This window comes from Sphingomonas sp. G-3-2-10, assembly GCF_012927115.1.
In the GTDB taxonomy this organism is placed as follows: Bacteria; Pseudomonadota; Alphaproteobacteria; order Sphingomonadales; family Sphingomonadaceae; genus Sphingomonas.
Window position 1 is genome coordinate 836,839 of record NZ_JABBFY010000001.1, and the last position, 26,243, is coordinate 863,081.

The window sequence follows — 26,243 nt, forward strand, 5'->3', positions numbered from 1 at the left end:
CCATGACCACCGCCAGCCTCGCACCGCGCACCGCGCTGTTTCTTCCCGCCTCCAATGCTCGCGCGATCGAAAAGGCGCGGGGGCTGGACGCCGACATGGTGATCCTCGACCTGGAGGACGCGGTGAAGCCTGAAGCCAAAGCGGAAGCGCGGGCGATGGCGGTCGCGGCGGCGGCCGAGGGGTTCGGCGAACACCTCTTCGCGATCCGGCTCAACGGGATCGATGCGGCGGAGCATGACGCCGATGTCGCGGCGGTGCGGGCGTCGGCGTGCGAGATCGCCATCCTGCCCAAGGTCGAGCATGCCGCAGATGCCGTCCGCGTGGTCGCGGCGCTGGGCGGAAAGAAGCTGCTGGCGATGATCGAGACGCCGCGCGGGGTGCTGAACGCCGTCGAGATCGCCTCGGTCGCGGGGGTGATCGGCCTGATCGCCGGCACCAACGACCTGCGCGCCGAGCTGCGCATCCCCTCGGGTGCGGGGCGCGAGAGCCTGTCGCTATCCCTCCAGAGCATCGTCCTTGCCGCGCGGATCGGCGAATGCTGGGCGTTCGACGGCGTGTTCAACCGGCTCGACGATGCCGAGGGGCTTGCCGCCGAATGCCGCCACGGCCGGGATCTGGGGTTCGATGGCAAGACGCTGATCCATCCCAACCAGATCGCGGTCGCCGCCGAAGCCTTTGGCCCGACCGAAGCCGAGATCGCCGACGCCCGCGCGTTGATCGAAGCCGCGACCGGCGGGGCCGAACGCTTCCGCGACCGCATGATCGAATCGATGCATGTGGCCCAGGCGTGGGCGGTGCTGGAACGCGCCCTCTGAGCGCCGTTCAGCCCGAGTACCACGCCTCCCATTCCTGCTGCATCAGCGTCTTGAACTCGAGATAGTCGGCGTCCGAGTTCGGATCGAAATGGCCGATCTCGGCATTGTTGAGATAGTCGAAATAGGGCCAGTGAGTGACGTTGCCCTGCGCGTACATATAGCATTGGATGGTGATGCAGGGTTCCTCCGAAGCCAGGTTGATCAGCTTGTGATTCTGGTTCAGCCGCGCCGAGATCCACGTCACATCGTCCTTCTCGAACGTCGCCCGCGCGAAGGGATCGACATGGCAGGACGACAGCATCGGGTACATGTCGACGGTGATCGCGCCGTGCAGCACCTTGATCACCGCGTCCGAGCCGCCGTGATTGTGGATCGGCGAATAATGGCCCACCGGCCAGATCTCCATCACGAACGGAATGCCGGGTGAATCGCCCTGATTCTGGCCCATCGTGATCCGCAGATAGGTCTTGAGCGGATCGGATTTGCCGAACTCCGATGCCTTCGCCACCAGCGTCTTGTGGCACCAGCCATCGGGGTTCGCGATGCTGCGCTTGATTGCCTCGGCGAAGTTGGGGAAGCCGGGCGTATCGAGGACGAACGCCTTGCCGGCGACATTGTCGTAGAGTTGCTGGCAGGTCGGGCTGAGGTTGGCGGGCACGGTCAGCTTGCCATGCGCCATGTCGTCCATCGTGATCTCGTCGTGCGGCACGATGTAGAGGGGCGGCTCGACCGTCACCGGATCGCGCCAGATGTCCACCGCGCCCCGGATCGTGGCCGATACCGCCACGCTCTCGGCCTGCGCCAGCCAGGCATAGGGATCGGGGCCCTCTTCCGGTTTGGGGCCGAAGCCGTAACAGGCCAGTTCGCAGCCCTTGCGCATCTCGCCCTTGCCGTAGCCGAGTATGCGATTGTGGCTGTCGAAGCTGAACCAGTAAGGACAGGCCGGTTCGCGATCGAGTCCGTGCGGTTCCGACCAGACCTCCTGCCACTGGCCGTCCTTGTGCTCGTTCAGCCGGACGCTGCCGAAATCCACGTCCCAGCGAAACGCCGGTTCGCCCCAATCCTCGCCGCGCACCTCGACCGAGAACGCGGCTTTCCGGGCGATGGCGAAGCCGATCGTGCCCTGTCCGCGCACCAGCAGCCGGATGTCCGGATTGCTGTGCGTCTCGCCTTCCACCGGGGCGAAGGTCAGGTGCGCCGGGATTTGCAGGAAGTTCTCGCTGGCGTGCGTCATGGTCGGTCCCCCGGATCTGGTGTTCGTGGCCGCCACGGTAACGCGAAGTCCGCGGGATACGGCAGTCAATCGAGGCCGAAATGGCGCGATTCCATTGCGATCTCCGCTGGTTGCGCGCGTCTCCTCCCGCGTTATACCTGCACGATGGTCTTCGATCTGCGCGGCGCGTTGCTCAAGAAGGAGGAGACGGAATCGGCCCGGCTGGTCGATTTCGAGTTCCGCCTGCGCGCCCGTACGATGCGGCTGCTCGCACCGGTGATCGGCCACGATCCCGACGCGATGGCCATGCGGATCGCATTGCAGGATGACGAGGCGATCCTCATCGATCTCGCCGCGACGAACCCCGATATCCGCCTTCGCTTCGCCGAAGCCCGGGACGAAGCGCGCCGGCAACTGATCGCCGAGCGCGGCGACCCGACGCCGTACAAGCTGGCCTGAGCCGATGGTGGTTCGCGACACGCAGGCGATGATCGCGTCGATGGCGCCGGAACTCCGCCCCGGGTGCTTCGCCTTCGTCGGGTGCGGCGAGGACGGGGATCTGGCCCACGCGTTCAGGGACGTCGCGATCGCGATGTTCGCCGAGGTGGAGGGGCCATCCTTCGTCGTTCCAATCGAAACGGCCGAGGCGCACGGGATCGAGGCGCTGGCGATGCGGCAGATCACGCTCACCGTTCATTCCGCGCTGGATGGCGTCGGCCTGACCGCTGCCGTCGCGCAGGCGCTCGCCGCGCACGGGATCGCGTGCAACATGGTCGCGGCCTTCCATCACGATCATGTCTTCGTTCCGGAAAGCAGGGCCGAAGACGCGCTGGCGGTGCTGAAGGCATTGCAGCAAGCGACCCCCTAGCGTTTCCCGGGGGCCGCGTTTACATGGCTCGCCAACCTCCGACTCAGGACCTTGGCGCCCCACATGGAAATCTCTCTCGGCCTCACCTTCGACGATGTGCTGCTGCTCCCGGCGGAATCGGAAGTGCTGCCAAGCATGGCCGACACCCGCACGAAGCTGACTCGCGGCCTCTCGCTCAACATTCCGATCGTCTCTTCGGCGATGGATACCGTCACCGAAGCCGACATGGCGATCGTGATGGCGCAGCTTGGCGGCATTGGCGTGCTCCACCGCAACCTGACCGTCGAGGAACAGGTGGCGGCGGTGCGTCAGGTCAAACGGTTCGAGAGCGGGATGGTGGTCAATCCGATCACAATGTCGCCGCGCGGCACGCTGCGCGAGGCGCAGGCGCTGATGGCGCAGCACCGGATCAGCGGCATTCCGATCGTGGAGGACAGCGGCAAGCTGGTCGGCATCCTCACCAATCGCGACGTTCGCTTCGCGGGCAATCCGAACCAGCCGGTGTCCGAGCTGATGACGCACGACAATCTGGCGGTCGTTTCGGCCGATGTCGGCAAGGAGGAAGCACGCAAATTGCTCCACCAGCGCCGGATCGAGAAGCTGCTGGTCGTTGACGAGGGGTATCACTGCGTCGGCCTGATCACCGTCAAGGATATCGAGAAGGCGGTGACCTATCCGGATGCGACCAAGGATGGCGCGGGCCGCCTGTGCGTCGCCGCCGCCACCACCGTGGGCGACAAGGGGTTCGAGCGGACCGAGGCGCTGGTCGATGCCGATGTCGACCTGATCGTGATCGACACCGCGCACGGCCATAACCGCGAAGTCGCGGTGGCGGTCGAGCGGGTGAAGAAGCTGTCGAACCGCGTTCAGGTGCTCGCCGGCAACATCGCCACCGCCGATGCAGCACGTGCGCTGATCGATGCGGGCGCGGATGGCGTGAAGGTTGGCATCGGGCCTGGCTCGATCTGCACCACGCGCATCGTCGCGGGCGTCGGCGTGCCGCAGCTTACCGCGGTGATGGAAGCCGCCAGCGTCGCCAACAAGGCCGGCGTGCCGGTCGTCGCCGATGGCGGCATCCGCACTTCCGGCGACATCGCCAAGGCGCTGGCCGCCGGCGCATCGACCGCGATGGTCGGATCGCTGCTCGCCGGCACCGAGGAAGCGCCGGGCGAGACGTTCCTGTACCAGGGCCGCTCGTACAAGGCGTATCGCGGCATGGGCAGCGTCGGCGCGATGGGTCGCGGCTCGGCGGATCGCTATTTCCAGGGCGACATCAAGGACCAGCTCAAGCTGGTGCCCGAGGGGATCGAGGGGCAGGTGGCCTATAAGGGTCCGGCGAAGGATGTGATCCACCAGCTGGTCGGCGGCATCAAGGCGGCGATGGGCTATACCGGTTCGAAGACGATCAACGATCTTCAGGAACGCGCGAAGTTCGTCCGCATCACCAATGCCGGCCTGCGTGAAAGCCATGTCCATGACGTGACGATCACGCGCGAGGCGCCGAACTACCCGACACGGTGAGGCGATGAACCGCTCGGCGAGAGTCGCGCTCTCCGAAGAGACGCTCGCGATCGTCGAACGGGGGACGTACGCCACGGCGGATGGCGCGAGCGTGTCGATCCGCGATGCGGTGGACCGCGCGGTGGCGAATACCGAGCTGTTTCGCGATGGCGATTTTCCGGAGCGGATCGAGCCGGAGCGGCGGACCGGACGGACTCGCTTCGAACTGACCGGCGAGACCACGCTGGAAGCGGCCGAGCGGCTGGCCGGTGAGGGTGTGACCGATCCCTTCGTGCTCAACTTCGCTTCGGCGAAGAATCCGGGCGGCGGGTTCCTCAGCGGTTCTCAGGCGCAGGAGGAGTCGCTCGCCCGCGCGTCGGCACTGTACGCCAGCCAGAATGCGAAATTCGAATTCTACGATCATAACCGTGCCGGATCGAGCTGCCTCTATTCGGACTGGATGATCTACTCGCCCGGTGTGCCGGTGTTCCGGCGCGACGATGGTCGCCTGCTGGACCAGCCCTATTTTGTCAGCTTCCTGACTTCGCCGGCGGTCAATGCGGGCGCGGTGGCGCAGAACGAGCCGCAGCGCGTGGGAGAGGTCGCATTGGTCAACCGCGAACGCGCGCGCAAGCTGCTGTGGCTGGCCAATCGCAAGAGGCATGAGGTGCTGGTGCTGGGCGCGTGGGGATGCGGCGTGTTCCGCAACGATCCCGCACGGGTTTCCGCGCTGTTCCACGATCTGCTGACGGGCGAATTCGCCGGCTGTTTCGAACATGTGGTGATGGCGGTTTACGACATCACGCCGGATCGCCACGTCCATGCCGCTTTCGCCGGCGACTTTGCCTCAGCGTAACTCCGTGCTTTCAATGTTGGGTTTGTTCTGCTCTCGCTATTCGAATGAACACGCACACCCTTCTCGCCCGCGCGCCGGCCATGCCTCCGGCATTTACGGGGAGGCATTATTTTCGACGTTCTGGGTGTCAACCGTGTCAACCGGATGGCGTTGCGGGAGCGGCTGAATGACTCCTTCCGCCCGCATTCAGGCCGCGATCGAAATGCTTGATCAGATCGTCACTGCCGCGCGAGAGCAGGGAGCGGCGGCGGACACCATCATCGCGCGCGGCTTTGCGGCGCGACGCTATGCGGGGTCGAAGGATCGCCGTGCGATCCGCGAGCTGGTCTATGAATCGATCCGGTTGATCGGTGAAATTCCCGTCAGCGGCCGCGCGGCGATGCTGGCCCTGGTGGCGCAGCGGCCCGAATTGGCCGAACATTTCGATGGCTCGCCTTATGGACCCGCCGTGATCGAAGCCGGTGAGCCGGTTGCGGTGCCCGGCCATGCCGCAGGATGGCTGATCAAGCAGCTTCGCGCATCGGATGTCGGGATCGAGGAGCAGGCCGCATTGCTGTCGCGCGCGACGCTCGATCTGCGCGTGAACCGGCTCAAGGCCGATCCGGCGCAGCTGGTCGCGGAAATTCCCGGCGCCGAACTGCTCGATTTCGCGCCCGATGCGCTGCGTCTGCCTTCGGATACCAATGTCGATCAGCTTCCCGCCTATGCTCAGGGCGAGATCGAAGTGCAGGATGCGGGGAGCCAGCTCGTCTCGCGCGCTGCCGGCGTCGAGCGTGGACATCATGTGATCGATCTGTGCGCGGGCGGCGGGGGCAAGACGCTCGCCCTCGCGGCGCTGATGGCCGATCATGGCACCATCCTCGCCTGCGACATCGATCGCGGACGCCTTCAGCGCCTGCCGCAGCGGGCCGAGCGGGCAGGGGTATCGATCGCCGATATCCGATTGCTCAATCCCAATCGCGAAGCCGAAATGCTCGCCGATCAGGTCGGGCGTGCCGATGTGGTGTTCGTCGATGCGCCGTGTTCGGGCACCGGCACCTGGCGGCGCAATCCCGAGGCGCGCTGGCGGATGACCCGCGACCGGCTCGACCGGCTGGTCATGACGCAGCGGCACATCATGGGCGTCGCCGCCGAACTGGTCCGGCCAGGCGGAGCGCTGGTCTATGTCGTCTGCTCGGTGCTCGATGCCGAAGGGGCGGGGCAGGCAGAGGCGTTTTTGAGCGCCTATCCGGGCTGGACTGCCGAACCCATTTCGATCGGCGCCGGCAGCCCGCGCGGGCCGGGGCTGCGCTTCACCCCATTGTCCCACTCGACCGACGGCTTTTTTGTCGCGAAGATAGTGCGGCCATGATAGCGACCCGGGTTCCAGTTTCGGAGATGTTGATGCGGATTACTGCGATCTCGGCGGCGTGCGCGCTGATGCTGCTGACGGTTTCCTCGGCGCTCGTGGCCCAGAAGCCCGACGACCAGATCGATCCGAAGTCCGTTTCGCTGGTGCAGGAAGGCCGCACGGCGCAGGCTGCCGGCAATATCGATGGCGCGACCGATGCGTTCGAAGCCGCGCTCGTGGTCGATCCCCGCAATCGTGCCGCCTATGTCGCGCTGGCCGAGATTGCGCGGACGCGCGGCCTGCCGGGCAAGGCGATCCGCCTGTATCGCGAAGCCCTGCTGCTCGAGCCGAACGACCTGACCGCGCTGCGCGGGCAGGGCGAGGCGATGGTGCAGAAGGGCGCGGTCGAGAAGGCCAACCAGAATCTGGCGCGGATCAAGACGATTTGCGGCACGCGTCCGTGCAACGATGCCACCGTGCTTGCCGCGGCGATCGCCAAGGGGCCGCCGGCCAACGTCACCGCGAACAACCTGCCGCAGGCGCCGTCGCCCGCGACTCCGGCGCCCGCCGCTAAGCCGTAAGCGCGCGAGCCAGCGCGACGAACTCGTCGACCGAGACTGTCTCGGCCCGGCGAGCGGAATCGATGCCGATCCGCTCCATCGCATCGAGCGCGCCGGGCACGCCCTTCAGGCTCTGGCGCAGCATCTTGCGCCGCTGGCCGAACGCGGCGGCGGTGAGGGTCTCGAGCGTCTTGAACCGCACGCCCGCCGGCTCTTCGGCGGGAACGATGTGCACCACCGCCGACATCACCTTGGGCGGCGGGGTGAAGGCCGATTTGTGGACCGTCATCGCGATCCGCGCGGTCGATCGCCACTGGGCCAGCACCGCCAGCCTACCATAGGCGTCGTCGTTCGCCTTGGACACGATCCGTTCGGCGACTTCCTTCTGGAACATCAGCGTCAGGCTGGCCCACCACGGTTCCCATTCGGCCGACAGCCAGCCGACCAGCAGCGCGGTGCCGACATTGTAGGGCAGGTTGGCGACGATGTGCGGCTTGCCGGTGAAGAGAGAGGGGACATCGACTTCGAGGGCGTCGCCTTCGATCACCCGCAGCTTGCCGGGATAGGCTCCGGCCAGTTCGGCGAGCGCGGGGATGCAGCGCCGGTCACGCTCGACCGCAACCACATTGGCGCCCGCCGCCAGCAGCGCCCGCGTCAGGCCGCCGGGGCCGGGTCCGACCTCGAACACGTCCTGCCCGGTCAGATCACCCGGGACGCGCGCGATGCGGCCCAGCAACTGCCCGTCGAAGAGGAAATTCTGGCCCAGCGCCTTGCTGGCGGAAAGGCCATGCCGCTGGATGACGTCGCGCAGCGGGGGGAGGTTAGGCGAAGGAAGGTCGGTCACAGCGTTCCGCTGGCAGCCAGCTCCGCGCGGCGCAAGGCCGCTGTCGACGCCATGCGCAACGAAGCGATCATCGCGCCGGGATTGGCTTCGTCCTTGCCGGCGATCCCGAAGGCGGTGCCGTGGTCGGGCGAGGTCCGCACGATCGGCAGGCCCAGCGTGGTGTTCACGCCATCGTCGAAATGCAGCGTCTTCAGCGGCACCAGCGCCTGATCGTGATAGAGGCACAGCGCCACGTCATATCCGGCGCGGGCGCGGGCGTGGAACATGGTGTCCGCCGCGAACGGGCCGACCGCATCGATGCCTTCGTCGCGGAGCTGCTCGATCGCGGGCTTGATGAAATCGATCTCTTCCCGGCCTATAGCGCCGCCTTCTCCCGCGTGCGGGTTCAGCCCGGCAAAGGCCAGCCGGGGCTTTTCGATCCCGAAATTGCGGTACAGCCCGCGCGCGGTCACCCGTGCCTTGGCCACGATCAGGTCGATCGAGATCGCCGTGGGCACCTCGGCCAGCGGGATATGCACGGTGATCGGCACCACGCGGAGCGTGGGGCCCGCGAGCATCATCACGGCGTTGTCCTTCGAGATGCCGCACCGCTCGGCGACGAATTCGGTCTGGCCGGGATGGGTGAAGCCAACGCCGTAGAGCTGCGCCTTGGACACCGGGCCAGTCACCAGCGCGCTGGCAGCATCCGACCGGGTGAGGCCGACAGCGAGCTCGAGCGACTGAAGCGCGCAGCGGGCGCCATCGATATCCGGCGAACCCGGCACGATCTCGCCCATATCCGCCACGGAAATGACCGGCAGGGCGCTCGGGAAGACCCGTGCCGTTTCCTCGGGATCGCTGATCCGGACGACCGGACCGTCCCACACTGCCGCCACCGAGCGTTCGTCGCCCACCGCGAAGAAGGGCACGAGCGAATGAAGCTCGCGCGCCTTCCACGCCTTGGCGGTGATTTCCGGCCCGATCCCGGCGGGATCGCCCATCGCGACGGCAAGGGGTCGGAGGCTTTCCACCGCCCCGGCCGCCGTCAGCGGTATTCGATCAGCGCGTCGCGACGCAGGTCGCGCAGCATACGCGCGGCGCGCAGGTTGGTGCGCTGTTCCTCGATACGCTCGCGGATCGCGTCGGGCGAAGGCGGAACATATTCGCGGGGATCGTCACGCCCGCACAGCACCAGCACGCGCACGCCCTGATCGATCGAGCCGAAGGGCTGGGTCGACTGGCCGATCTGCATCGGCAGCATGAGTTCCTGCAGCGCCGGCGGGAGCTGCTTGATCGTCATCGTGTCGTTGCTGATCACCTCGGCGCCGATCAGGCCGGCAACGCGTTCGGCGTCGCCGCAGCCCTGCATCGACTTGGTCGCTTCGGCGAACTGCGCCGCGCGGCTGGTCGCCTGCGCCTCGGTGGTGCCGGGAGCGAAGGTGATCGTCAGCTGCTTGAGGTTCAGCTTGGCGTCGCGCGGATCGGCGGTGGCGATTTTGCGGGTCTCGGCGAGGTAGAGGATCGAGAAGCCGCCGGGCACTTCGATCGGTCCCGCGACCTGGCCCGGGCTCATCTGGCCGCCATGCGTGGCCAGCTCAGGCGGAAGCATTGCGAGGCGGACCCAGCCGAGATCGCCATCGGTTGCGCGCGTCGATGCCTGGGAGTGAAGCCGCGCCAGCGCGCCGAACGGCTGGCCCTGCTTCATCTGTTCGATGATGCGCTGTTGCTGGGCGAAAACCTCATTCGCGCGATCGGGCGTCGCGTTCATGTAGATTTCGTAGAAGTGATATTCTTCAGTACCGGCGGCATCGGCGATGCGCTTGAGCATCGCAGCGATTTCGGCGTCGCTGACGCTGATGTCGACGCGGCGGCGCAGGACCCGGCTCCACGCGATTTCGCCTTCGATCTGGCGCTTGATCGAGCGTTCCGACGAACCGATCTGACGCAGCCAGGCGCGCATCTGATCCGGGGTCCGCTGGAAATTGCGAGCGACGCGGCTGAAGCTCTGGTCGACTTCGCCCTTGTCCACGGTGATCTTGTCGGCTGCGGCTGCCTGGATCTGCAGCGTCTCGTCGATCAGCTGGCGCAGGATCTGCAGGCGCAGCTGGTTCATTTCCTCGGGGTTAAGGCGCAACTGGTTCAGCCCGACGATCAGCGCCACGCGCTGCTCCACGTCGGTGCCGGTGATCACGTAATCGTTGACGATCGCAGTGGGCTTGCGGACGTTGGGATCCGCCTTGCCGAAGATCTGGAGGTTCGCGGGCAGGTCAAGACCGGCGACCGGCGGGCCCTGATCGTCGGGCACCACCTGAGCCATCGCAGGCACCGCGATCGCGGCGAGGCCGAACGCCAATACAGTCTTGCGGGCCACCCGGACCGCCGTCGCAACACCAATGTTCACGTAAACCTTGCCCTCATCCTATCCGGGGATTGCGCCGCTTAATCGTCAATTGTGCCTGAACCAAGGCTTTATGATGTTTGCCACACCTGCCGGCTCTCCCACCCGGCCACCCAACGGCAGGTTATTCTATGGGTGGCCGGGTAGGGGAGCGGACAGGTGCCGCGAAGAACTTAACGCCCCAGGTTCTTGAACGAAAGGCTCAGCAGATAGCTGTTGCCGCGCCGCGCATCGCCGGTTGTCTCATAGTCGCGCTTCCAAGTCAGACCCAGCCGCAGGCAATCGTCCTCATAAGTGATGCCGAGCCTGTGGCGGACCGGCTGGAAGCCATCCGAAACCGACAATATGTCCTCGTTCCGGTCGGTCAAGTCGATCAGCGCGGAACCGGACAGCGACCAGTAGCGCGCGATCTGCACGCGGGCGCCGATGCGCGCCTCCTCGCGGTCCTGAAGATCCTCCAGCGCCGGGCCGATGTTGCGGTTAAGGCGCAGATAGCCGAGCGACACGTAGGTGCTGCGCGAACCGACCGTCATGTCGACTTCGTTGCGGCGGAAGGCGAGGCCGTCCTTGTCGATGCGATAGCGGTGCGTGAAGGTCACGAAGTCGCGGAAGCGGATGACGGTGCGTCCGACAAAGTCCGAGACGCGATCGTTCAGGCCGGTGCCGTCGGGGAAGATCGTGAGCGGGCGCGACGAGAAGCGGTAGCTCTGGCCGATATTCGCATCCAGACTGAACCCCGGCAGATACAGCGCATATTCGACGCCCCATGTGACGCGGCTCGAATCCTCGAACCGGTCGTAGCCGGGGAAGCGATTGAGCGCGAAAAGGTTCGAATCCTCGAGATCGACCGCGCGGGCGTCTTCGTTGGGAATGTCGATATTGTTGGTGCGCGGCGCGGCAACGACCTGGACGCGCGGCGTGATCCGCTGCGTACCGCCGAGGAACTCGCCGACCAGCGGCCATTTCATGTCGAGCGCGCCGGCAGCGACGCCGCGGAAGCTAAAGCCTTCGTCGCCGCGATAGCCCGCCACGGTGGTCAGCAGCGTATCGTGCGCATTGTACACGTCGGCGCGGCCATAGGCGGTGAGAGTGATTTCCTGACCCCAAGCGGTCAGGCGGCGGAGGTCCCAGCGGGCCGAAGCAAAGGCGCGCTGCGAATCCTGTCCGCCGGTGCGGGCGATCGCCAGCGTGTTGAGCTGAAGCTCGACCCGGCCGCCGACGAGACCTTCATTGAACCGCTTGCGGTAATCGATCTCGGGCAGGACGAAGGGCTGCAGCCCCTGCCGTTCGCCCACGCGCAACGTCTGCACCGCCCAGCCGTTGATCGAGAAATAGCTGTTCTCGTCGATCCGCTCGACGCGCACATTGTTGCGCAGGCGATCGTCGCGGCTGATATCGTAGCGGCGCAGGAAGGTGCGGTCGCTGGTGAGGCGGATCGAGCCGCTGACCGCCCAGTTCGGAGTCAGCTGATAGCGGCCATTGGCATCGAGATAGCCGCGGAAATCGTTCTTCGAAGTCGCGGGGGTCACCGGAACGGTGAGGTCGTCGGCGCGGCGGCTATAGGTGCCATAGGCCGAGACGCGGAAGGCGCCGAGCGTGTTCAACTCGCGATATTCGGCCTGCACCATCGGCAGCACCGCGCTGTAGATGCGCGGCGTGACGGTCAGGTCGCGATTGGGCGCGAGGCTGAAGAAATAAGGCAGACTCATCTGCAACCCGTTGGTCCGGCTGTACCGGATGTCGGGCATCAGGAAGCCGTCGTCGCTCTTGCCGCCCACCGGATGCGAGAAGACCGGGAGCGGGATGGTGGCGAAGCCAAACACCGAGACGCGCGCGCCGGTGTAGCGCAGGCGGCCGCTGTCGGGATTATAGACCACCTTGTCGGCAGTGATCTTCCAGCTCGGTTCCTTGGGGCAGCCGTCCGCGCCGGTCACCGTGCAGGGCGTGTAGGCAGCATTGCGGACGGTGATGATGCCGTTCTCGTTGCGCTCGCCCCGTTCGGCGGCGATGCGGCCGCCGGCTTCGAGCACGACCAGCATGTTCTGGACCACGCCGTCCTTCAGCGAATCGGTCAGCTCGATCCTGTCGCCATAGGCTTCGTCGCCGGCGGGATTGGTGACGACAATATTGCCTTCTGCCACGACCTGGCCGGTGGTGCGGTTCCACGTCACCTTGTCGGCGCGCAGACGGTCGCTGCGGCGGTACATGCGGACATCGCCGGTAGCGATTACCGTATCCGTGTCGTTGTCATATTCGAGCAGATCGGCCGAAAACTGGACCTGATCCGGATCGTCGGGCAGCGCGGTGGGCGAGGGCGGGGCGGGATCGACCGGCCGGTCCTGAAGACTGGGCGCGGCATCATCCTGTGGCGCGGGGACGGGCGGCGGGGCCACGTCCTGCGCGTGCGCGCCTCCTGCCAGGCACAATGCCAATGGCAGCGCGCCCGAAAGCAACAGGGCGTTGCGCGTCCCGACCATTCCCACCTTCTGTATCACTCCCGCGCGGCGCCTTGTGCTGCCCTATCGCACCGGTTCGTGCGTCGCAACGCCGCGTTGGCCTCCAACGCACGACACGCTAACAAGGAACCATGCAGGTCGATTTCTACCATCTGACGCACCGGCCCCTCGACCGCGTGCTGCCGCAGATCGCCCAGAAAGTGCTGGAAAGCGGCGGACGGCTGCTGGTTGTCGCGGGGGACGAGGGCGCGCGGGCGCGGCTGGATTCCGCGCTATGGACCTTCTCGCCCGAGAGTTTCCTGCCCCACGGACAGGCCGGTGGGGAGGATGATTCGCGCCAGCCGGTGCTGATCGCGGGTGAAACCGAGGCGGGCAACGGGGCGCGGAACATCGCGCTGGCCGACGGCGTGTGGCGCGAGGCGGCGCTGGGGTTCGACCGGGCGTTCCACTTCTTTGACGAAGAGAAGATCGCCGAGGCGCGGCTGGCTTGGAAGGGGCTGGCCGAGCGCGAGGGCGTGACTCGCAATTACTGGAAGCAGAACGACGCGGGGCGCTGGGAGAAAGTGGCCTAGCGCGCGTGCACTTCAGCGCTTCAAGTCGCTGCCCCCGCTTGCATCCTGACCGCGAGAAGATTAGGGAGCCGCGACTTTTCCACAACTCAAATAATGGAGCCGCACGGCCATGGCCGCGACCCGGACCTTTTCGATCATCAAGCCCGATGCCACCCGCCGCAACCTGACCGGCGCGGTCACCAAGATGCTGGAGGAAGCCGGCCTGCGCGTCGTCGCTTCCAAGCGCATCCTGATGAGCAAGGAACAGGCCGAAGGCTTTTACGGCGTCCACAAGGAGCGCCCTTTCTTCAACGACCTGGTCAGCTTCATGACCTCGGGTCCGGTCGTGGTTCAGGTTCTGGAAGGCGAGAACGCCGTCCAGGCCAACCGCGACATCATGGGCGCGACCAACCCGGCCAATGCCGACGCCGGCACGATCCGCAAGGAGCTGGCGGAGTCGATCGAAGCGAACTCGGTCCACGGTTCGGACTCGGAAGAGAATGCGGCGATCGAAATCGCGTTCTTCTTCAAGCCGGAAGAAATCGTCGGCTGATCCGCGCCCGGTTCGCCGGGATTGCGCCGATGTGAAAAAGAACCCTCTCTCGCACCAGGCGAGGGAGGGTTTCTTTTTGGGCTGGGTCAGAGCGGCTGGGCGTAGTCGCGCATCGCCTGTTCGGTGGGGGTGCATCCGGCCCCCGGTTCGTCAGGAAGCGCATAGGCGCCGTCCCGCACCAGGATGGGCTCGACGAAACAGTCGCGGATCCACGGGATATATTCGAGCATCGTCGTAGCTGGATGCCAGAACGAGAGATGGACATGGACCTGCCCCATGTCGCCGACATGCGCGACCACCGGGCGGCGGCGGCCATGCGCGGCGTCGGCGACGCGGATATATTCGGTGATCCCGGCAAGACGGGTCACGTCGGGCTGGACATAGTGCAGCGCGTCGGCATCGAGGAAGGTCTGGAACGCCTCGGCGGTATAAAGCTGCTCGCCCAGCGCGATCGGGATCGACGTGGATGCGGCGAGTTCGGCATGGCCGTGCATATCGTCATACCATAGAGGCTCCTCCAGCCAGAAGATGTCGAGGCCCTCGGCGCGGGCGCAGAAGCGCTTGCAAGTGGGGAGGTTCCATTTGCCGTTGGCGTCGACCGCGATCGTGACATCGTCGCCGAGCCGCTGACGCACTGCCGCGATCCGATCGACATCGATCATCGGATCGTCATGGCCGACCTTGAGTTTGATCCGGCGGAAGCCGTCTTCCTCCACGGCCCGCGCACAGCCGCTGACCAGCCCGTCCTTCGGCACCGAGAGCCAGCCGATGTCGGTGTTGTAGGCTTCCAGCCGGTCCACCGTGGCGCCGCCGAGCAGTTTCCACAGCGGCAGCCCGGCCTTTTTCGCGCGCAGATCCCAGAGCGCGATGTCGATCGCCGCCAGCGCGAGATGGACGATGCCCGCGCGGCCGACCCACTGGATCGCAGGATGGCGCGCCAGCTTGTGCCACAGCCGGTCACCGTCATGCGCATCCTCGCCTTCGAGCAAGGGCGCGTAGCAATTGCGGATGCAGGCGGCGATCAGCCGGTCCGACGGCAGATGCGCATGGGTGCCGGTGAAGCCATAACCGACCAGCCCGTCGGCAGTGGCGATGCGCGCGCCGACGATGCCCCAGTGCGATATGGTGTTGGTCGAATCCGAGATGGTGCCGCGCGCGATCGGCGCGTGAAGAATGAACGGCTCGACCGATACGATTCGCATTTCCCCTCCTTCGGACCCTCGCCATGTTTGCGGCGAATGTTTCATTATTGACACGTTGTGTCATGGATGACACTTACTTGCAAGGTCCGGCGCTGACGCCAGCAAGCAATGCGGCGCGGCCCGGGCGTGTCTGGAGAGGGGCAGAACGGATGATGAACCGTAAGGACTTCCTGCGTGGCAGCCTGACCGCGATGGCGGCGGCAAGCCTGCCCGAAACTGCCCGCGCGGCATCGGCGGCGATGGATTCGGGTGCGGGGGCTGCTTCGGGGGCCGGTCCCGCTGGGCCGGTGTCGATCACGCGGCTCAATCCGACGATGCGGCTCTATCCGGTCAAGGCGCTGGGCCGTCTGGGCGACATCCGGTTCGGCGGCGCGGAGATCGGCACGATGATGCCGTTCCTCGGACCGGGCGAAATCACATGGACCGTGACCGTGCCCGAAGCGGGCCGCTACGATATCGCATTATGCTGCTCGACCACGGTCAAAGGGCTGCCGGTGAAGATCAAGGCGGGCCGGACCGAGCGCGATTTCGCGATGCCGGTGACGGAAGGCTATTTCCATCCGCATCCGGAAGGGCCGGCGGAGAACCCCGGCGATCCGAGCGGCGAGAGCTTCTTCCGGCTGAAGGAGTTCTACAATTTCGCGCGGGTTGCGGTGACGGGCGAGTTCGATCTGGTGCGTGGCGTGAACGTCGTGCGGCTGCGCGTGCTGGGCGAGAAGGCGCTGCCGGGCCGGGAAGTGCTCCGCCTGCGCTCGGTCGAAGTAACGCCGGTGAGCGCGCGCGCCGCGATCGAAGCGGACAGGAAGCGCGCGGTGTCGAAGCGCGTCAATTCCGACTGGTTCGCCAAGGCGGGCTATGGCGTGTGGTTCCATTTCCTCGACCTGACCCAGCCGCCCAGCGGCCCGCGCATTCCCTATGAGGAAGCGGTCAACCGGATCGATGTCGAGGAACTGGTCGGCAGGGTGGCCGAGACCGGCGCCGGGTACATGATCTGGACGGTCAATCACGGCAATCCGACCTGCCCGGCGCCGATCAAGAGCTGGGAGAAGCTCCATCCCGGCTTTACCACCAAGCGCGACCTGATCAGCGAGTTCGCCGATGCGTTGGGCAAGCGGGGTATCCGCCTGATGCTGTACATGAACCCGCCCGGCGTGGGGAACATGGCGCTCAATCCCGGCACGGTGAACGGGATACCCGCCTATAACGAAGACGATTACGCCAACCACCTGATCGAGGTGTTCCGCGAATTCGGGACGCGATACGGCTCTCGCGTGGCGGGTTACTGGTTCGATTCCACCTTCGAGGCGACCGAATGCTTCCCGAACCTGCCGTTCGACGCGATCAATGCCGCGGTGAAGACCGGCTATCCCGAGCGGCTGGTGGCGTGGAACAACTGGGTGTTCCCGCACGAGACCGAATGGCAGGACTATTTCGCGGGCGAGCTGACCGACCTGCCCGTCAAATCCTATGGCGGCCGCGTCATCAGGAATGGCGTGGCCAAGGGGTTGCAGGGACATGTCGCGCTGCGCTTCGACGCCGACTGGCTGCACATCAAGCAGGATACGCCGATGCCGGCGCCGCGTTTCAAGGCGAAGGAACTGGCGGATTTCATCATCGCCAGCCAGATCGAGCAGGTGCCCGTGACGCTGGGCGTGGGCATCTTTCAGGATGGCAGCTTCGGCCCGCAGGCAATGCCGGTGCTGCGGGAGGTCAAACGGCTGGTGCGGGATAGGGGCGCGCCGGTCTGAGGGCATGTTGGACCGGCAGGGGGAAAGCAAAACGACGGTTGTTGCGCGCCTGAAATGGCGCGCCGGCATCGGGCGGCCGCAAGATTGGCTCGGCCTGTCCGCTTAACACAGGATAAGCCGGAGCATTTCCCCGACGAGAGGGTTGGCCCGACGCTCAGGATATCCTGTGCGATGAGCGGGGTCGCAAAATGCGGCAAAGCGGCGTGCACCCACGCCGGACGATAATCGCACGATCCTGGCGAGTTCTTATGTGGAGGAACCACGGATGCGTTTTATGTCCAACAGCCCGAAGTATCTGTTCGCGATCGCCATGCTGACCAGCACGGCGGGAGTCGCCTATGCACAGGATCAGGGCGAGACCAATCCATCGATCACCGTCAGCGGCGCAGCACCCGCCGATCTGGCCGGATTGCCTGCCGGCCCCGAAATCGAAGGCATTATTTCCGCCCGCAGGGACGGGACCGTGCATGTCACGACCGCCTCGGGCACCCGCGAAGTGGTGCTGATCAGCGAGGGGACCCAGATCAAGTCTAGCGGCGGCTTCCTCGGCCTCAATCGCAACCGGTTGGGCGAGCAGTCGCTGCTCAACGGCCTGCCGGTCAGCATCCGGACGGTGCGCTGGGCAGACGGGCTGGTGGCGAGCCGGGTCGATCTGAAGAGCCGCGATCTCCGAACTGCGTCGATGATCCACAACGGCACCGACCAGCGTTTCGGCGAACAGGCGGCCGCCACGGAATCGCTGCGCAATCGCGTGGCCGATATCGACCAGTATAACGTCAAGAGCACGACCAACGTGACCTTCGACACCGGCAAGACGGTGCTGTCCGAACAGGCGAAGGCCGATCTGTGCGGCGTGGCGACGCAGGCGGAGGGAACCGACAACGCCCTGCTGCTGGTGGTCGGCTATACCGATGCGACGGGCAGCCAGGACTTCAACCAGGAGCTGAGCGAGAAGCGCGCGGCGCGGGTGGTCAACTATCTGCAGCAGGCCTGCGGCTGGAAACCCTATCGCATGCTGACCCCGACCGGGATGGCGGAAGCCGATCCGGCGGCGCCCAACGATAGCCCCACGGGCATGGCGCAGAACCGCCGCGTCGCGGTGAACGTGCTGGTCAGCAAGGCCGTGGACGGGCTGTAACGCGTTCGCGAGGCTAGCCCTTCGGAATGAAGAACACCCTCTCCCGCTACGGCGGGGGAGGGTTTTCTTTCAGCCGCGCGGCAGGCGGATCGTTGCGATCAGGCCGCCGCCTTCGCGGTTGGCAAGGACGATGGTGCCGCCGGCTTCGCTGACGATCGCCTTTGCCAGCGCAAGGCCCAGCCCGATGCCTCCGGTCTCGCGGTTGCGCGAGGTTTCGAGGCGGGTGAAGGGATCGAACACCGCGGCGATCTTGTCCGCGGGGATGCCGGGGCCGCGATCGCACACGTCGATCGCCACGCTGGTCTCACCGGGCACGAGGCGAACTTCGGCGCCGCCGCCATATTTGACGGCATTCTCGATCAGGTTGCGGACGGCGCGGCGCATCAGGTTGGGGCGGATGCGCATCTTGAGGCGCGGGGCTTCCTCGAACGCGACGGGCATGTCGAGGTCGCGGAAATCCTCGACCACCGCGTCGATCAGCGCGGAGAGATCGACATCGGTAGGCGGCTCGCTGGGGCGGCCGAGGCGCGCGAGCGACAGGATGTCGTCGAGGGTGCGGTTCATCTCGTCGATCGTGTCGGCCATGCGATTACGATCTTCATCGTCGTCGACCGATTCGATGCGGACGCGCAGTGCGGCGAGCGGGGTGCGCAGATCATGGCCGATCGCACCGAGCATCTTGTCCTTCTCGTCGAGCATCGCGGTGACGCGCTGGCCGAGGCCGTTGTAGGCGGCGATGACCGAGCGGACGTCGCTGGGGCCGCGTTCCTCGACCGGACCGGCATCGCTGCCGGGGCGGAACTCGCGTGCGGCGGTGGCGAGGCGGCGCAGCGGCTTGGCGATGCGGCGGGTGGCGAGCAGCACCGGGATCAGCACGACGATGTAGAGGATGCCGGTCTGCGCCATCAGCTGCCAGATCAGCACGCGCTCGGCGGTGGGCCAGCCGGTGGAGAGGGCGAGCCACTGGCCGCTCTTGAGGTGGACGAGGATGTGCAACTCGGCGCCGAGCCGGTGGAGGCGCTTCTTGCGCTCGGGAGTCATGTGGCGGATCAGCGGGCGGCTTTCGTCGATCGGACGGACGACGGCGATCACTTCGTGCAGCGCGACGCCGCCATCGGTGAAACCCTGACGGACCATGTCCTCGATATCGGCGCGGCGCGGCTCGACGGGAAGTTCGGGCGGGGTGGTGAGGACCTGGACGCGGGTGCGCTGATCATAGCCGGGCGGGCCCCGACGCGCGCGGTCAGGACCGGGGCGTTCCGCGTCGTTGGGGCCGCGACGCACACGATCGGGCTGGGGATCGGCGTTGGGATTGGCCAGCCGCTCGGCGGTGTCGGCGAGGCGCGTGACCGAGGGGACGACGATCTGGGCGAAGCGGGATTCGCGGCGTTCGTTGAGCAGCAGGCCGAAATTGATCGCCTGCGCGAGGAACAGCGCGGCGGCGACGATGAGGCCGATCTGGCCGGTCAGGCTGCGGGGGAAGAAGCGCATCAGAGTTTGGTGACTTCCGCCGCGAGCGTGTAGCCGCCGCCCCAGACGGTCTTGATGAGGACCGGGTTCTTGGGGTCGGTCTCGATCTTCTTGCGGAGGCGGCTGACCTGATTGTCGATCGCGCGATCGAAGGCGGCGGCTTCGCGGCCTTGGGTCAGATCGAGCAACTGGTCGCGGGTCAGCACCGCGCGTGGGCGCGTGACCAGTGCGTGGAGGAGGTTGTACTCGCCGGTGGAGAGGGGGATCGACACGCCTTCGCGGTCGACCAGCGCGCGCTCGCCGGTCTTGAGGACGAGGCCGGCAAAGGCATAGCTGCCGGCTTCGGGCGCGGTCTGGCGGGTGCCGCCGGCCTGGAGGCGGCGCAGCACAACCTTGATCCGGGCGGCGAGTTCGCGCGGGGAGAAGGGCTTCACGACATAATCGTCGGCGCCCATTTCGAGGCCGACGATGCGATCGGTCTCCTCGGTGCGGGCGGTTAGGAGGATGACCGGAGTGTCGCTGGTCTCGCGGATGTGGCGGCAGAGGCTCAGGCCGTCCTCGCCGGGCATCATGATGTCGAGGATCACCAGATCGATCGCATATGCGGACATACGTGCGCGGGCGCCCTCGGCATCGCCGGCCTGGGTGATGCGGAAGCCCTGCTTGGTCAGATACTGCGCCAGCGGCTCGCGGATCGAACGCTCGTCATCGACGAGCAGGATGTGGGGAATCTCGGACATGACCGGTTGATAGCAACTCGTCAGAGGGAAGGAAGTGCCGGGCGGGCGAGGAGGCACAGAAGCCCGCCCGGCTTCCGGCCGGCTTAGTTGCCCTGAGGGGCGTTCGGGGTGCCGGCGGGAGGGGGAGGCGGGGGACCCATGTGGCCGTGACGGCCATGACCAAACTTGCCGGGGCCGCCACGGTGGAGCGCGGCCATCGTGTCGCGCAGGGCATCGCGTTCGGCCTTGTCGACCTTACCGTCGCCGTTGCGGTCGATATAGTCGAACGCGCGGGTGGCGCGGGCGATCTGTTCGGCCTTGGTGGGCGCGCCGTTGCCGCCGCCGATGCCATCGGGACCGCCGCGCCGCGAGCGCATACCGGGACCGCGGCCGCCGCGCTCGTCGGCGCCGATCTTGCCGTCCTTGTTCGCGTCGCGCTTCGCGAAGCGGGCTTCGACATGGGCGATCAATTCGGAGCGGGTGAGGATGCCGTCGGTATTGGCATCGGCGCGCATCAGCAGGCCGCCGCCACGCTGGGGCGGCGCTTCCTGAGCGAAGGCGGCAGCGCCGCCGCCGAAGGTGATCGCCGCGGCGAGCGTGGCGGAGAGCAATTTGATCATCATGGGGCGAGAACTCCTGGCTTGGCGGCGGGGAGGGGATGCCCCGCCGTTGGTGCCTTTCTGTCGGAGTCCTGTCGCAGCCGTTTGTCAGGCGTTCAGGAAAGTGTCGCGAATTGTCGCAAGGTCGAGCCGAAATCCTCCCACTGGCGGGGGAGGATGGGGGGGGGTTAAGCGAAGATCGCGACGGCCTGCATGGCTTCGGCGATGAGGTCGCCCTGTGCGTTCCAGATGGTCATGCGCTGGGTGGAATAGCCATCGGCGGCGACGTCGGCAGTGGCGCCTAGGAGCCACCAGCCGTCCTGCGTCACCGGTTCGGCGGTGATGAAGTTGATCTGCCAGTTGAGCGAGGAGAGCGGCGCGCGCTGGCCCTCGATCAGCTTGAACGCGGCGGGGGGCAGGCCGTCGCCGATCGCCATCAGTTCGACCATCGGGTGGAGGCCGTCGCGGGCCCGCAGACGCCCCCAGCGAAGCCATTCGGCGGCCTTGGTCGTCGCCTTGGGATCGTGGAAGTTGAAATTGCCGGTGAAGAAGCCATCGGGGCCAGTGTAGATCTTGGCGTCGGCAGCGGGCGGGGCAAGGGGCGCGCGCGGGGCTTCGTCATGGGCGATCTGCGATTGCAGCGGGGCCATGAAGATGAAGGTGGCGCGGTAGCCGAGCCCGGCTTCGGAGACGATATCGGACTGGATGAAGGCGGCGTTGCGGCCGCGGCGCAGCTTGGTGGCGGTGACGGTCACTTCGCCTGCCAGCGGACCGATGAACGCGACCTGCGCCGAGCGGAGCGGGGGCAGATCGGGTTCGATCTGCATCGCTGCGTGGAGCGCGAGGGCGGAGGAGAGGCCGCCATAAGCGGTGCGGCCTTGCATCCAGTCTTCGGGGATAGAGGTGCGCAGGCCGGTTTCTGTCGGCGTGGCGGCGGCGAGAATTTGGGCGAGAGGAGTCATGCGAGATACCGGTCTCGAAGTTCGCGCTTCAGCACCTTGCCGATCGCGCTGCGGGGGAGTTCGTCGACCGGCTCCAGCGCGGAGAGGCGCTGGGTCTTGCCGACCTGAGCGTTGAACCATTCGAGGATCGCGGCGGCGTCGCCCGTGCCTGAGTAGAAGCCGACCGGAGTTTCGCCCCATGCTTCGGAGGGGACGCCGATCACTGCACAGTCCTTCACATCGGGGTGCTGGATCAGGATCGCTTCGAGGTCGGAGGGATAGATGTTGAACCCGCCCGAGATGATCAGGTCCTTCTTGCGGTCCATCAGGATCAGGAAGCCGTCTTCGTCGAAGCGGCCGACATCGCCGTGACGAACGAAGCGGTTGCCATCGGAATCGTGCCAGGTGGCGGCACGAGTGGCGTCCTCGCGGCCATGATAGGCGGACATCATCGCCTTCGAACGGCCGACGACTTCGCCCATCTCGCCGGGCGCGACTTCGTTGCCGTCATCGTCGATCAGGCGGATATCGTGACCCTCGACCGGGCGGCCGACCGTATGGAGCTTGTCCGGGAACATGTTGCACACCAGCACACAGGTGCCTCCGCCTTCGGTGAGGCCGTAATATTCGACCAGCGCGCCGGGCCAGCGAGCGATGATGTCGGCCTTGAGCGCGGCGCTGAACGGCGCGCTGGTGCAGGATTTGAACTGGAAGCTCGACAGGTCGAAGCTGTCGAAATCGGGCAGGGCCATGATCCGCTGATACTGGACAGGGACGAGCATGGCGTGGGTGGCGCGATGCTTCTCGGCCAGCGCGAGATAGGTCCGGGCATCGAACTTGCCGAGCAGCACGGCGGTGCCGCCCCATGCCAGCGTGGGCAGGAAGCTGACCAAGGTCGTGTTCGAATAGAGTGGCGTCGCGATCATCGTCACCGCGTCCGCAAAGGTCGGCGGGGCGCGGACGATATGCTGCCAGCGCATCGAATGCGGCTGGACGATGCCCTTGGGCGTACCGGTGGTGCCCGAGGAATAGATGATGTTGAACGGATCTTCGAGGCCGATGATAACCGGAACGGGAGGCTCGTCGCTCAGCCACTCGGCAAGGGCCGGGCCGTCGAGGGCGATCTTGCGGGCGCTCGTTTCGATACCGGCGGAAGCGGCGTCGTGGAACAGGATCGACGCGGCGCAATCGGCGACCATCGCCGCGAGCTGCTCGGCGGTGGCCGAGGGCTGGAGCGGAGCGGCGACGCAGCCCGCGCGGATCGCGCCAAGAAAGACCTGGGCATATTCGAGCGAACTGGCCGAGGCGATGGCCACGGCGCTGCCGCGCGCGATCCCGTCATGCTGGAGGGCTGCGGCGACGCGATCCATCGCGCGGTCGAGCTCCGAATAGCTTATCCATTGATCGCCGCAGACGATCGCCGCTTTCTGCCCGCGCTCGGCGGCATGGGCGCGGATGAGTTCGGGCAGCGTCGCGAAGCTGCCGGCCAATATGTCCGCTGCGCTCATGATTCCCTTGCCCTCACCTTTCTGTCGCTAGGCGAGCGCGGCGCGGAATGCCATAACCGATGTTCGAAAAATCGGGAGACGGCATGACGGATCGGATGGAAGGCATGGTGGCGATCGTGACCGGAGGCGGAACCGGGATCGGTGCGGCGACGGTGCGGATGCTGGCGGCGCGAGGCGTGCGGTGCGTGATCAATTATGCGAGCAGCCGCGAGGATGCGGAACTGCTGGCGAGCGAAACGGGCGGGATCGCGGTGCGGGCCGATGTCGGCGACGATGCCGCGTGCTGCGCCTTGGCCGGTGCGGCGGTCGAGGCGTTCGGGCGGATCGACTTTCTGGTCAACAATGCGGGCAGGACAAAGTTCGCGGCGCATGAGGATCTGGATGCGCTGTCCGCCGACGATTTTCTCGACATCTATCGCCTGAACACCGTCGGTGCGTTCCAGATGATCCGCGCCTGTGCGCCCGCGATGCGCGAGGGGCCGACGAGCGCGGTGGTCAATATCGCGTCGGTCGCGGGGATATCGGGGCATGGATCGTCGGTGGCCTATGCCGCGTCCAAGGGTGCGCTGATCACTATGACCGAGAGCCTTGCCCGCGTGCTGGCGCCGGCGATCCGGATCAACGCCGTCGCGCCGGCCTATGTCGGGACGGGATGGTTCGAGAAGCGGCTGGGCCCCGATGGGTTCGCGGCGCTCAACGCGAAGATCGCCGCCGGGGTGCCGATGGGGATCGCGACGATGGCCGAAGATATCGCGGTGCATGTCGTTCACCTGCTCGATCCGGCGAGCCGGTCGCTGGCGGGGGAGATCGTACGGGTCGATGCCGGGGCGCATCTCGACATCGGGCAATCGAGAAGGCCGGGCCGGGAGGTTTAGGGCATTTCAATCCTCCCCCTCCGGGGGAGGATTTTAGGGTCAGGCCTTCGTGCTCGCCGCCGTCTGGCCGAACAGGACGGCGCGCTGCTCGTCGGTCATCGGCGTGGCGTAGGAACGGACTTCGCCGCCGATCTCATAGGCACGGACGGTGGCCGGGCGCGCGGCGATGACGTCGAACCAGCGCTTCACATTGGGGAAGTCGTTGATGTCCTGCTTGTGCGCCTCGTGCGGGACGATCCACGGATAGATCGCCATGTCGGCGATGGAATAGCCCGAGCCGGCGACGAATTCACGGCCCTCGAGACGCCGGTCGAGCACGCCGTAGAGACGGTTGGTCTCGTTGACGTAGCGATTGATGGCGTATTCGATCTTCTCGGGCGCATAGACGTTGAAGTGGCCGTTCTGCCCGGCCATCGGGCCGAGGCCGCCCATCTGCCACATCAGCCATTGCAGGATGTCGGTCCGCTCGCGCGGGGTCTCGCCGTAGAATTTGCCCGACTTGAGCGCGAGGTAAATCAGGATCGCGCCGCTTTCGAACACCGTCACCGGCTCGCCGCCGTCCGCCGGCGCACGATCGATGATCGCGGGCATACGGTTGTTGGGGCTGAACTTGAGGAAGTCCGGATTGAACTGCTCGCCCGCGCCGATGTTGACGGGCTTGATCGTGTATTCGAGGCCGGCTTCCTCGAGAAACAGGGTGATCTTGTGGCCGTTCGGGGTGGGCCAGTAATACAGCTCGATCATGCGGGTCTCCTCCGTGGTTGGAGCGCAGATGGGGGTTGCGCCGCGTCAGGCAACCGGAGGGCGCAATAGTTTCCCTCTCACCCGGAAAAGAACGATGATCAGCGCGGTGATGGCCAGCGTCGCGGCGACGACGAAATTGCCGCCGGAGAAGCCGTTGCGCGTGCCGATCGCCAGCGCATAGCCGAGGATCAGCGGCGCGAGGATCGCGGCGATGGCGGCGAGGCTCTGCATCCCGCCCTGTACCGCGCCTTGATGCGAGGCATCGACCGAGCGTGAGACCAATGCGTTGATCGAGGGCTGGACGAAGCCCTGGAACGCGCTGGGGATGATCAGGAGGAAGACCAGCCAGCCCTGCCGCGTGAAGGCGAAGGACGCGAAGACGAGGCCCGCGGCGATCATGCCGATGACGACGGTATTCTCCTCGCCGAAGCGGCTGATCGCGCGGCCGGTGATGAGCGCCTGAACCAGCACCATCGCCACGCCCGAGGCGGTGAGCGAATAGCCGATCATCTTCGGATCCCAGTCGAGCGCGATCTCGGCCCAGAAGGCCCAGGTAGCGGGATAGACCATGTGCGCGAACTGCCAGCAGAACGCTGCGAGGATCAGCCAGCGCGCCGCGCCGGATTCGCTGACCAGCGGGCGGAATGCGCCGACGATATGCGCCTGCTTCCATTTGAACGGGCGGCGCCGGTCCGGCGTCATCGTCTCGGGCAAAGCGAAGATGATCCAGACGGCGTTGATCCCCGCGAGGACGGCCGCCGCGATGAACGGCGCGCGCGGGCCGAAATCGGCGAGCAGGCCGCCGATCGCAGGGCCGAGGATGAAGCCACCGCCGAACGCTGCGCCCATCAGGCTATAGACCTGTCCGCGCTTATCGGGCGGGGTCACGTCGGCGAGGACGGCATTGGCCGGGCTGTACACCGCGCCCGCCAAGCCCGCGACGACGCGGCCGAGGAAAAGCCACGCCACCGTCGGCGCGATGGCCATCAGGGCATAGTCGATCGAGAAGGCGACCATCGAGAAGAGGATGACCGGGCGACGGCCGATACTGTCGCCGAGGCTGCCGACCACCGGCCCGGCGAAGAATTGCGCTGCGGCATAGGAGGCGAGCATCCCCACGCCGATCTCGGCAGCGGTGGCGAGCGTAACGCCGCTCAACTCGACGATCAGGTTCGGCAGCACCGGCATGACGATGCCGAATCCGATCGAGTCGATCAGGATCGCCATGAGCACGATCGGCACGGCGCGGTGGTGGAATGTCATCAAGGCCCCCCTGTTCGGCGACGGTTCTAGCGCAGGATTCGGGCGGGGGAAGCGGACACGGCGCGGATCGGTGCAAATTCAGGGGGACGCGACTGGACCCGCTTGACGCGCGC

25 protein-coding genes are annotated in these 26,243 nt (G+C 66.3%); 12 read left to right on the forward strand and 13 right to left on the reverse strand.

The annotated features are described in order from the left end of the window. The first annotated feature begins 2 nt into the window (after window positions 1–2). A complete protein-coding gene (locus tag HHL13_RS04245; protein WP_169554498.1) occupies window positions 3–815 on the forward strand; it encodes a CoA ester lyase in 813 nt (270 codons plus the stop codon). Window positions 816–822: 7 nt separating this feature from the next. Here the strand turns inward: HHL13_RS04245 and HHL13_RS04250 are convergent, their stop codons facing one another. Further along, window positions 823–2,049, reverse strand: a complete 1,227-nt coding sequence (locus tag HHL13_RS04250; protein ID WP_169554499.1) for a cysteine dioxygenase family protein — start codon at window positions 2,047–2,049, stop codon at window positions 823–825. A 144-nt stretch (window positions 2,050–2,193) separates the two neighbouring features. On the opposite strand from HHL13_RS04250, the gene HHL13_RS04255 reads away from it, so the two are divergent. The 6 genes from HHL13_RS04255 to HHL13_RS04280 all read left to right on the forward strand — a co-directional run bounded on the left by HHL13_RS04255 (window position 2,194) and on the right by HHL13_RS04280 (window position 7,163). Next, a complete protein-coding gene (locus tag HHL13_RS04255) occupies window positions 2,194–2,487 on the forward strand; it encodes a hypothetical protein (RefSeq protein WP_169554500.1) in 294 nt (97 codons plus the stop codon). Between the two features lie 4 nt (window positions 2,488–2,491). Next, the gene (locus tag HHL13_RS04260; RefSeq protein WP_169554501.1) at window positions 2,492–2,896 is read left to right on the forward strand and encodes an ACT domain-containing protein; all 405 of its coding nucleotides are present in this window, start codon (window positions 2,492–2,494) and stop codon (window positions 2,894–2,896) included. Between the two features lie 63 nt (window positions 2,897–2,959). Further along, entirely contained in the window at window positions 2,960–4,417 is a 1,458-nt protein-coding gene (gene guaB / locus HHL13_RS04265) for an IMP dehydrogenase (RefSeq protein WP_169554502.1), read from the forward strand. Window positions 4,418–4,421: 4 nt separating this feature from the next. Further along, window positions 4,422–5,252: a TIGR02452 family protein gene (locus HHL13_RS04270; protein WP_169554503.1), complete on the forward strand. Its 831-nt coding sequence runs from the start codon at window positions 4,422–4,424 to the stop codon at window positions 5,250–5,252. Between the two features lie 166 nt (window positions 5,253–5,418). After that, complete coding sequence (locus tag HHL13_RS04275; protein ID WP_169554504.1) at window positions 5,419–6,603, forward strand: RsmB/NOP family class I SAM-dependent RNA methyltransferase; 1,185 nt, start codon at window positions 5,419–5,421, stop codon at window positions 6,601–6,603. 32 nt (window positions 6,604–6,635) lie between these two features. Then, window positions 6,636–7,163 carry a tetratricopeptide repeat protein gene (locus HHL13_RS04280; protein WP_206376839.1) on the forward strand — a complete coding sequence of 176 codons (528 nt, stop codon included), beginning with the start codon at window positions 6,636–6,638 and terminating at the stop codon, window positions 7,161–7,163. On the opposite strand, the gene rsmA is transcribed toward HHL13_RS04280, so the two are convergent. The 4 genes from rsmA to lptD all read right to left on the reverse strand — a co-directional run bounded on the left by rsmA (window position 7,153) and on the right by lptD (window position 12,840). Next, entirely contained in the window at window positions 7,153–7,986 is an 834-nt protein-coding gene (rsmA, locus tag HHL13_RS04285; RefSeq protein ID WP_169554506.1) for a 16S rRNA (adenine(1518)-N(6)/adenine(1519)-N(6))-dimethyltransferase RsmA, read from the reverse strand. The two genes, HHL13_RS04280 and rsmA, sit on opposite strands and share 11 nt — an antisense overlap. Continuing rightward, the gene (gene pdxA / locus HHL13_RS04290; RefSeq protein WP_169554507.1) at window positions 7,983–8,996 is read right to left on the reverse strand and encodes a 4-hydroxythreonine-4-phosphate dehydrogenase PdxA; all 1,014 of its coding nucleotides are present in this window, start codon (window positions 8,994–8,996) and stop codon (window positions 7,983–7,985) included. Before pdxA ends, rsmA begins: the two co-directional genes overlap by 4 nt. Before the next feature lie 14 nt (window positions 8,997–9,010). Then, a complete protein-coding gene (locus HHL13_RS04295; protein WP_346775474.1) occupies window positions 9,011–10,336 on the reverse strand; it encodes a peptidylprolyl isomerase in 1,326 nt (441 codons plus the stop codon). Between the two features lie 200 nt (window positions 10,337–10,536). Further along, window positions 10,537–12,840, reverse strand: coding sequence for an LPS assembly protein LptD (lptD, locus tag HHL13_RS04300; RefSeq protein WP_169556764.1), 2,304 nt, complete (start codon window positions 12,838–12,840; stop codon window positions 10,537–10,539). Between the two features lie 110 nt (window positions 12,841–12,950). On the opposite strand from lptD, the gene HHL13_RS04305 reads away from it, so the two are divergent. Continuing rightward, the gene (locus tag HHL13_RS04305) at window positions 12,951–13,391 is read left to right on the forward strand and encodes a DNA polymerase III subunit chi (RefSeq protein WP_169554508.1); all 441 of its coding nucleotides are present in this window, start codon (window positions 12,951–12,953) and stop codon (window positions 13,389–13,391) included. Window positions 13,392–13,500: 109 nt separating this feature from the next. Beyond that, window positions 13,501–13,923: a nucleoside-diphosphate kinase gene (gene ndk / locus HHL13_RS04310; RefSeq protein ID WP_169554509.1), complete on the forward strand. Its 423-nt coding sequence runs from the start codon at window positions 13,501–13,503 to the stop codon at window positions 13,921–13,923. An 86-nt stretch (window positions 13,924–14,009) separates the two neighbouring features. On the opposite strand, the gene HHL13_RS04315 is transcribed toward ndk, so the two are convergent. Then, complete coding sequence (locus tag HHL13_RS04315; protein ID WP_169554510.1) at window positions 14,010–15,125, reverse strand: mandelate racemase/muconate lactonizing enzyme family protein; 1,116 nt, start codon at window positions 15,123–15,125, stop codon at window positions 14,010–14,012. A gap of 149 nt (window positions 15,126–15,274) precedes the next feature. Here HHL13_RS04315 and HHL13_RS04320 point away from each other — a divergent pair, with 149 nt between their 5' ends. Further along, window positions 15,275–16,873: an alpha-L-fucosidase gene (locus tag HHL13_RS04320; RefSeq protein WP_169554511.1), complete on the forward strand. Its 1,599-nt coding sequence runs from the start codon at window positions 15,275–15,277 to the stop codon at window positions 16,871–16,873. Between the two features lie 265 nt (window positions 16,874–17,138). After that, window positions 17,139–18,011 (forward strand): OmpA family protein, encoded by an 873-nt coding sequence (locus tag HHL13_RS04325; protein WP_169554512.1) that lies wholly within the window; start codon window positions 17,139–17,141, stop codon window positions 18,009–18,011. 69 nt (window positions 18,012–18,080) lie between these two features. Here the strand turns inward: HHL13_RS04325 and HHL13_RS04330 are convergent, their stop codons facing one another. From HHL13_RS04330 to HHL13_RS04350, 5 genes are all read right to left on the reverse strand, one after another. After that, window positions 18,081–19,502 (reverse strand): HAMP domain-containing sensor histidine kinase, encoded by a 1,422-nt coding sequence (locus HHL13_RS04330; protein ID WP_169554513.1) that lies wholly within the window; start codon window positions 19,500–19,502, stop codon window positions 18,081–18,083. Then, window positions 19,502–20,221 (reverse strand): response regulator, encoded by a 720-nt coding sequence (locus HHL13_RS04335; protein WP_169554514.1) that lies wholly within the window; start codon window positions 20,219–20,221, stop codon window positions 19,502–19,504. Before HHL13_RS04335 ends, HHL13_RS04330 begins: the two co-directional genes overlap by 1 nt. 83 nt (window positions 20,222–20,304) lie before the next feature. Beyond that, the gene (locus HHL13_RS04340; RefSeq protein ID WP_169554515.1) at window positions 20,305–20,823 is read right to left on the reverse strand and encodes a ca2+ sensor protein; all 519 of its coding nucleotides are present in this window, start codon (window positions 20,821–20,823) and stop codon (window positions 20,305–20,307) included. A gap of 164 nt (window positions 20,824–20,987) precedes the next feature. Beyond that, window positions 20,988–21,761 (reverse strand): thioesterase family protein, encoded by a 774-nt coding sequence (locus tag HHL13_RS04345; protein WP_169554516.1) that lies wholly within the window; start codon window positions 21,759–21,761, stop codon window positions 20,988–20,990. Then, window positions 21,758–23,248, reverse strand: coding sequence for a class I adenylate-forming enzyme family protein (locus HHL13_RS04350; protein ID WP_169554517.1), 1,491 nt, complete (start codon window positions 23,246–23,248; stop codon window positions 21,758–21,760). Before HHL13_RS04350 ends, HHL13_RS04345 begins: the two co-directional genes overlap by 4 nt. 83 nt (window positions 23,249–23,331) lie before the next feature. On the opposite strand from HHL13_RS04350, the gene HHL13_RS04355 reads away from it, so the two are divergent. Continuing rightward, entirely contained in the window at window positions 23,332–24,123 is a 792-nt protein-coding gene (locus HHL13_RS04355) for an SDR family oxidoreductase (protein ID WP_206376841.1), read from the forward strand. Window positions 24,124–24,162: 39 nt separating this feature from the next. Here HHL13_RS04355 and HHL13_RS04360 read toward each other — a convergent pair whose 3' ends face one another. Continuing rightward, entirely contained in the window at window positions 24,163–24,867 is a 705-nt protein-coding gene (locus tag HHL13_RS04360; protein WP_169554518.1) for a glutathione binding-like protein, read from the reverse strand. Window positions 24,868–24,912: 45 nt separating this feature from the next. Next, a complete protein-coding gene (locus HHL13_RS04365) occupies window positions 24,913–26,130 on the reverse strand; it encodes an MFS transporter (RefSeq protein ID WP_206376842.1) in 1,218 nt (405 codons plus the stop codon). Between the last annotated feature and the right edge of the window lie 113 nt (window positions 26,131–26,243).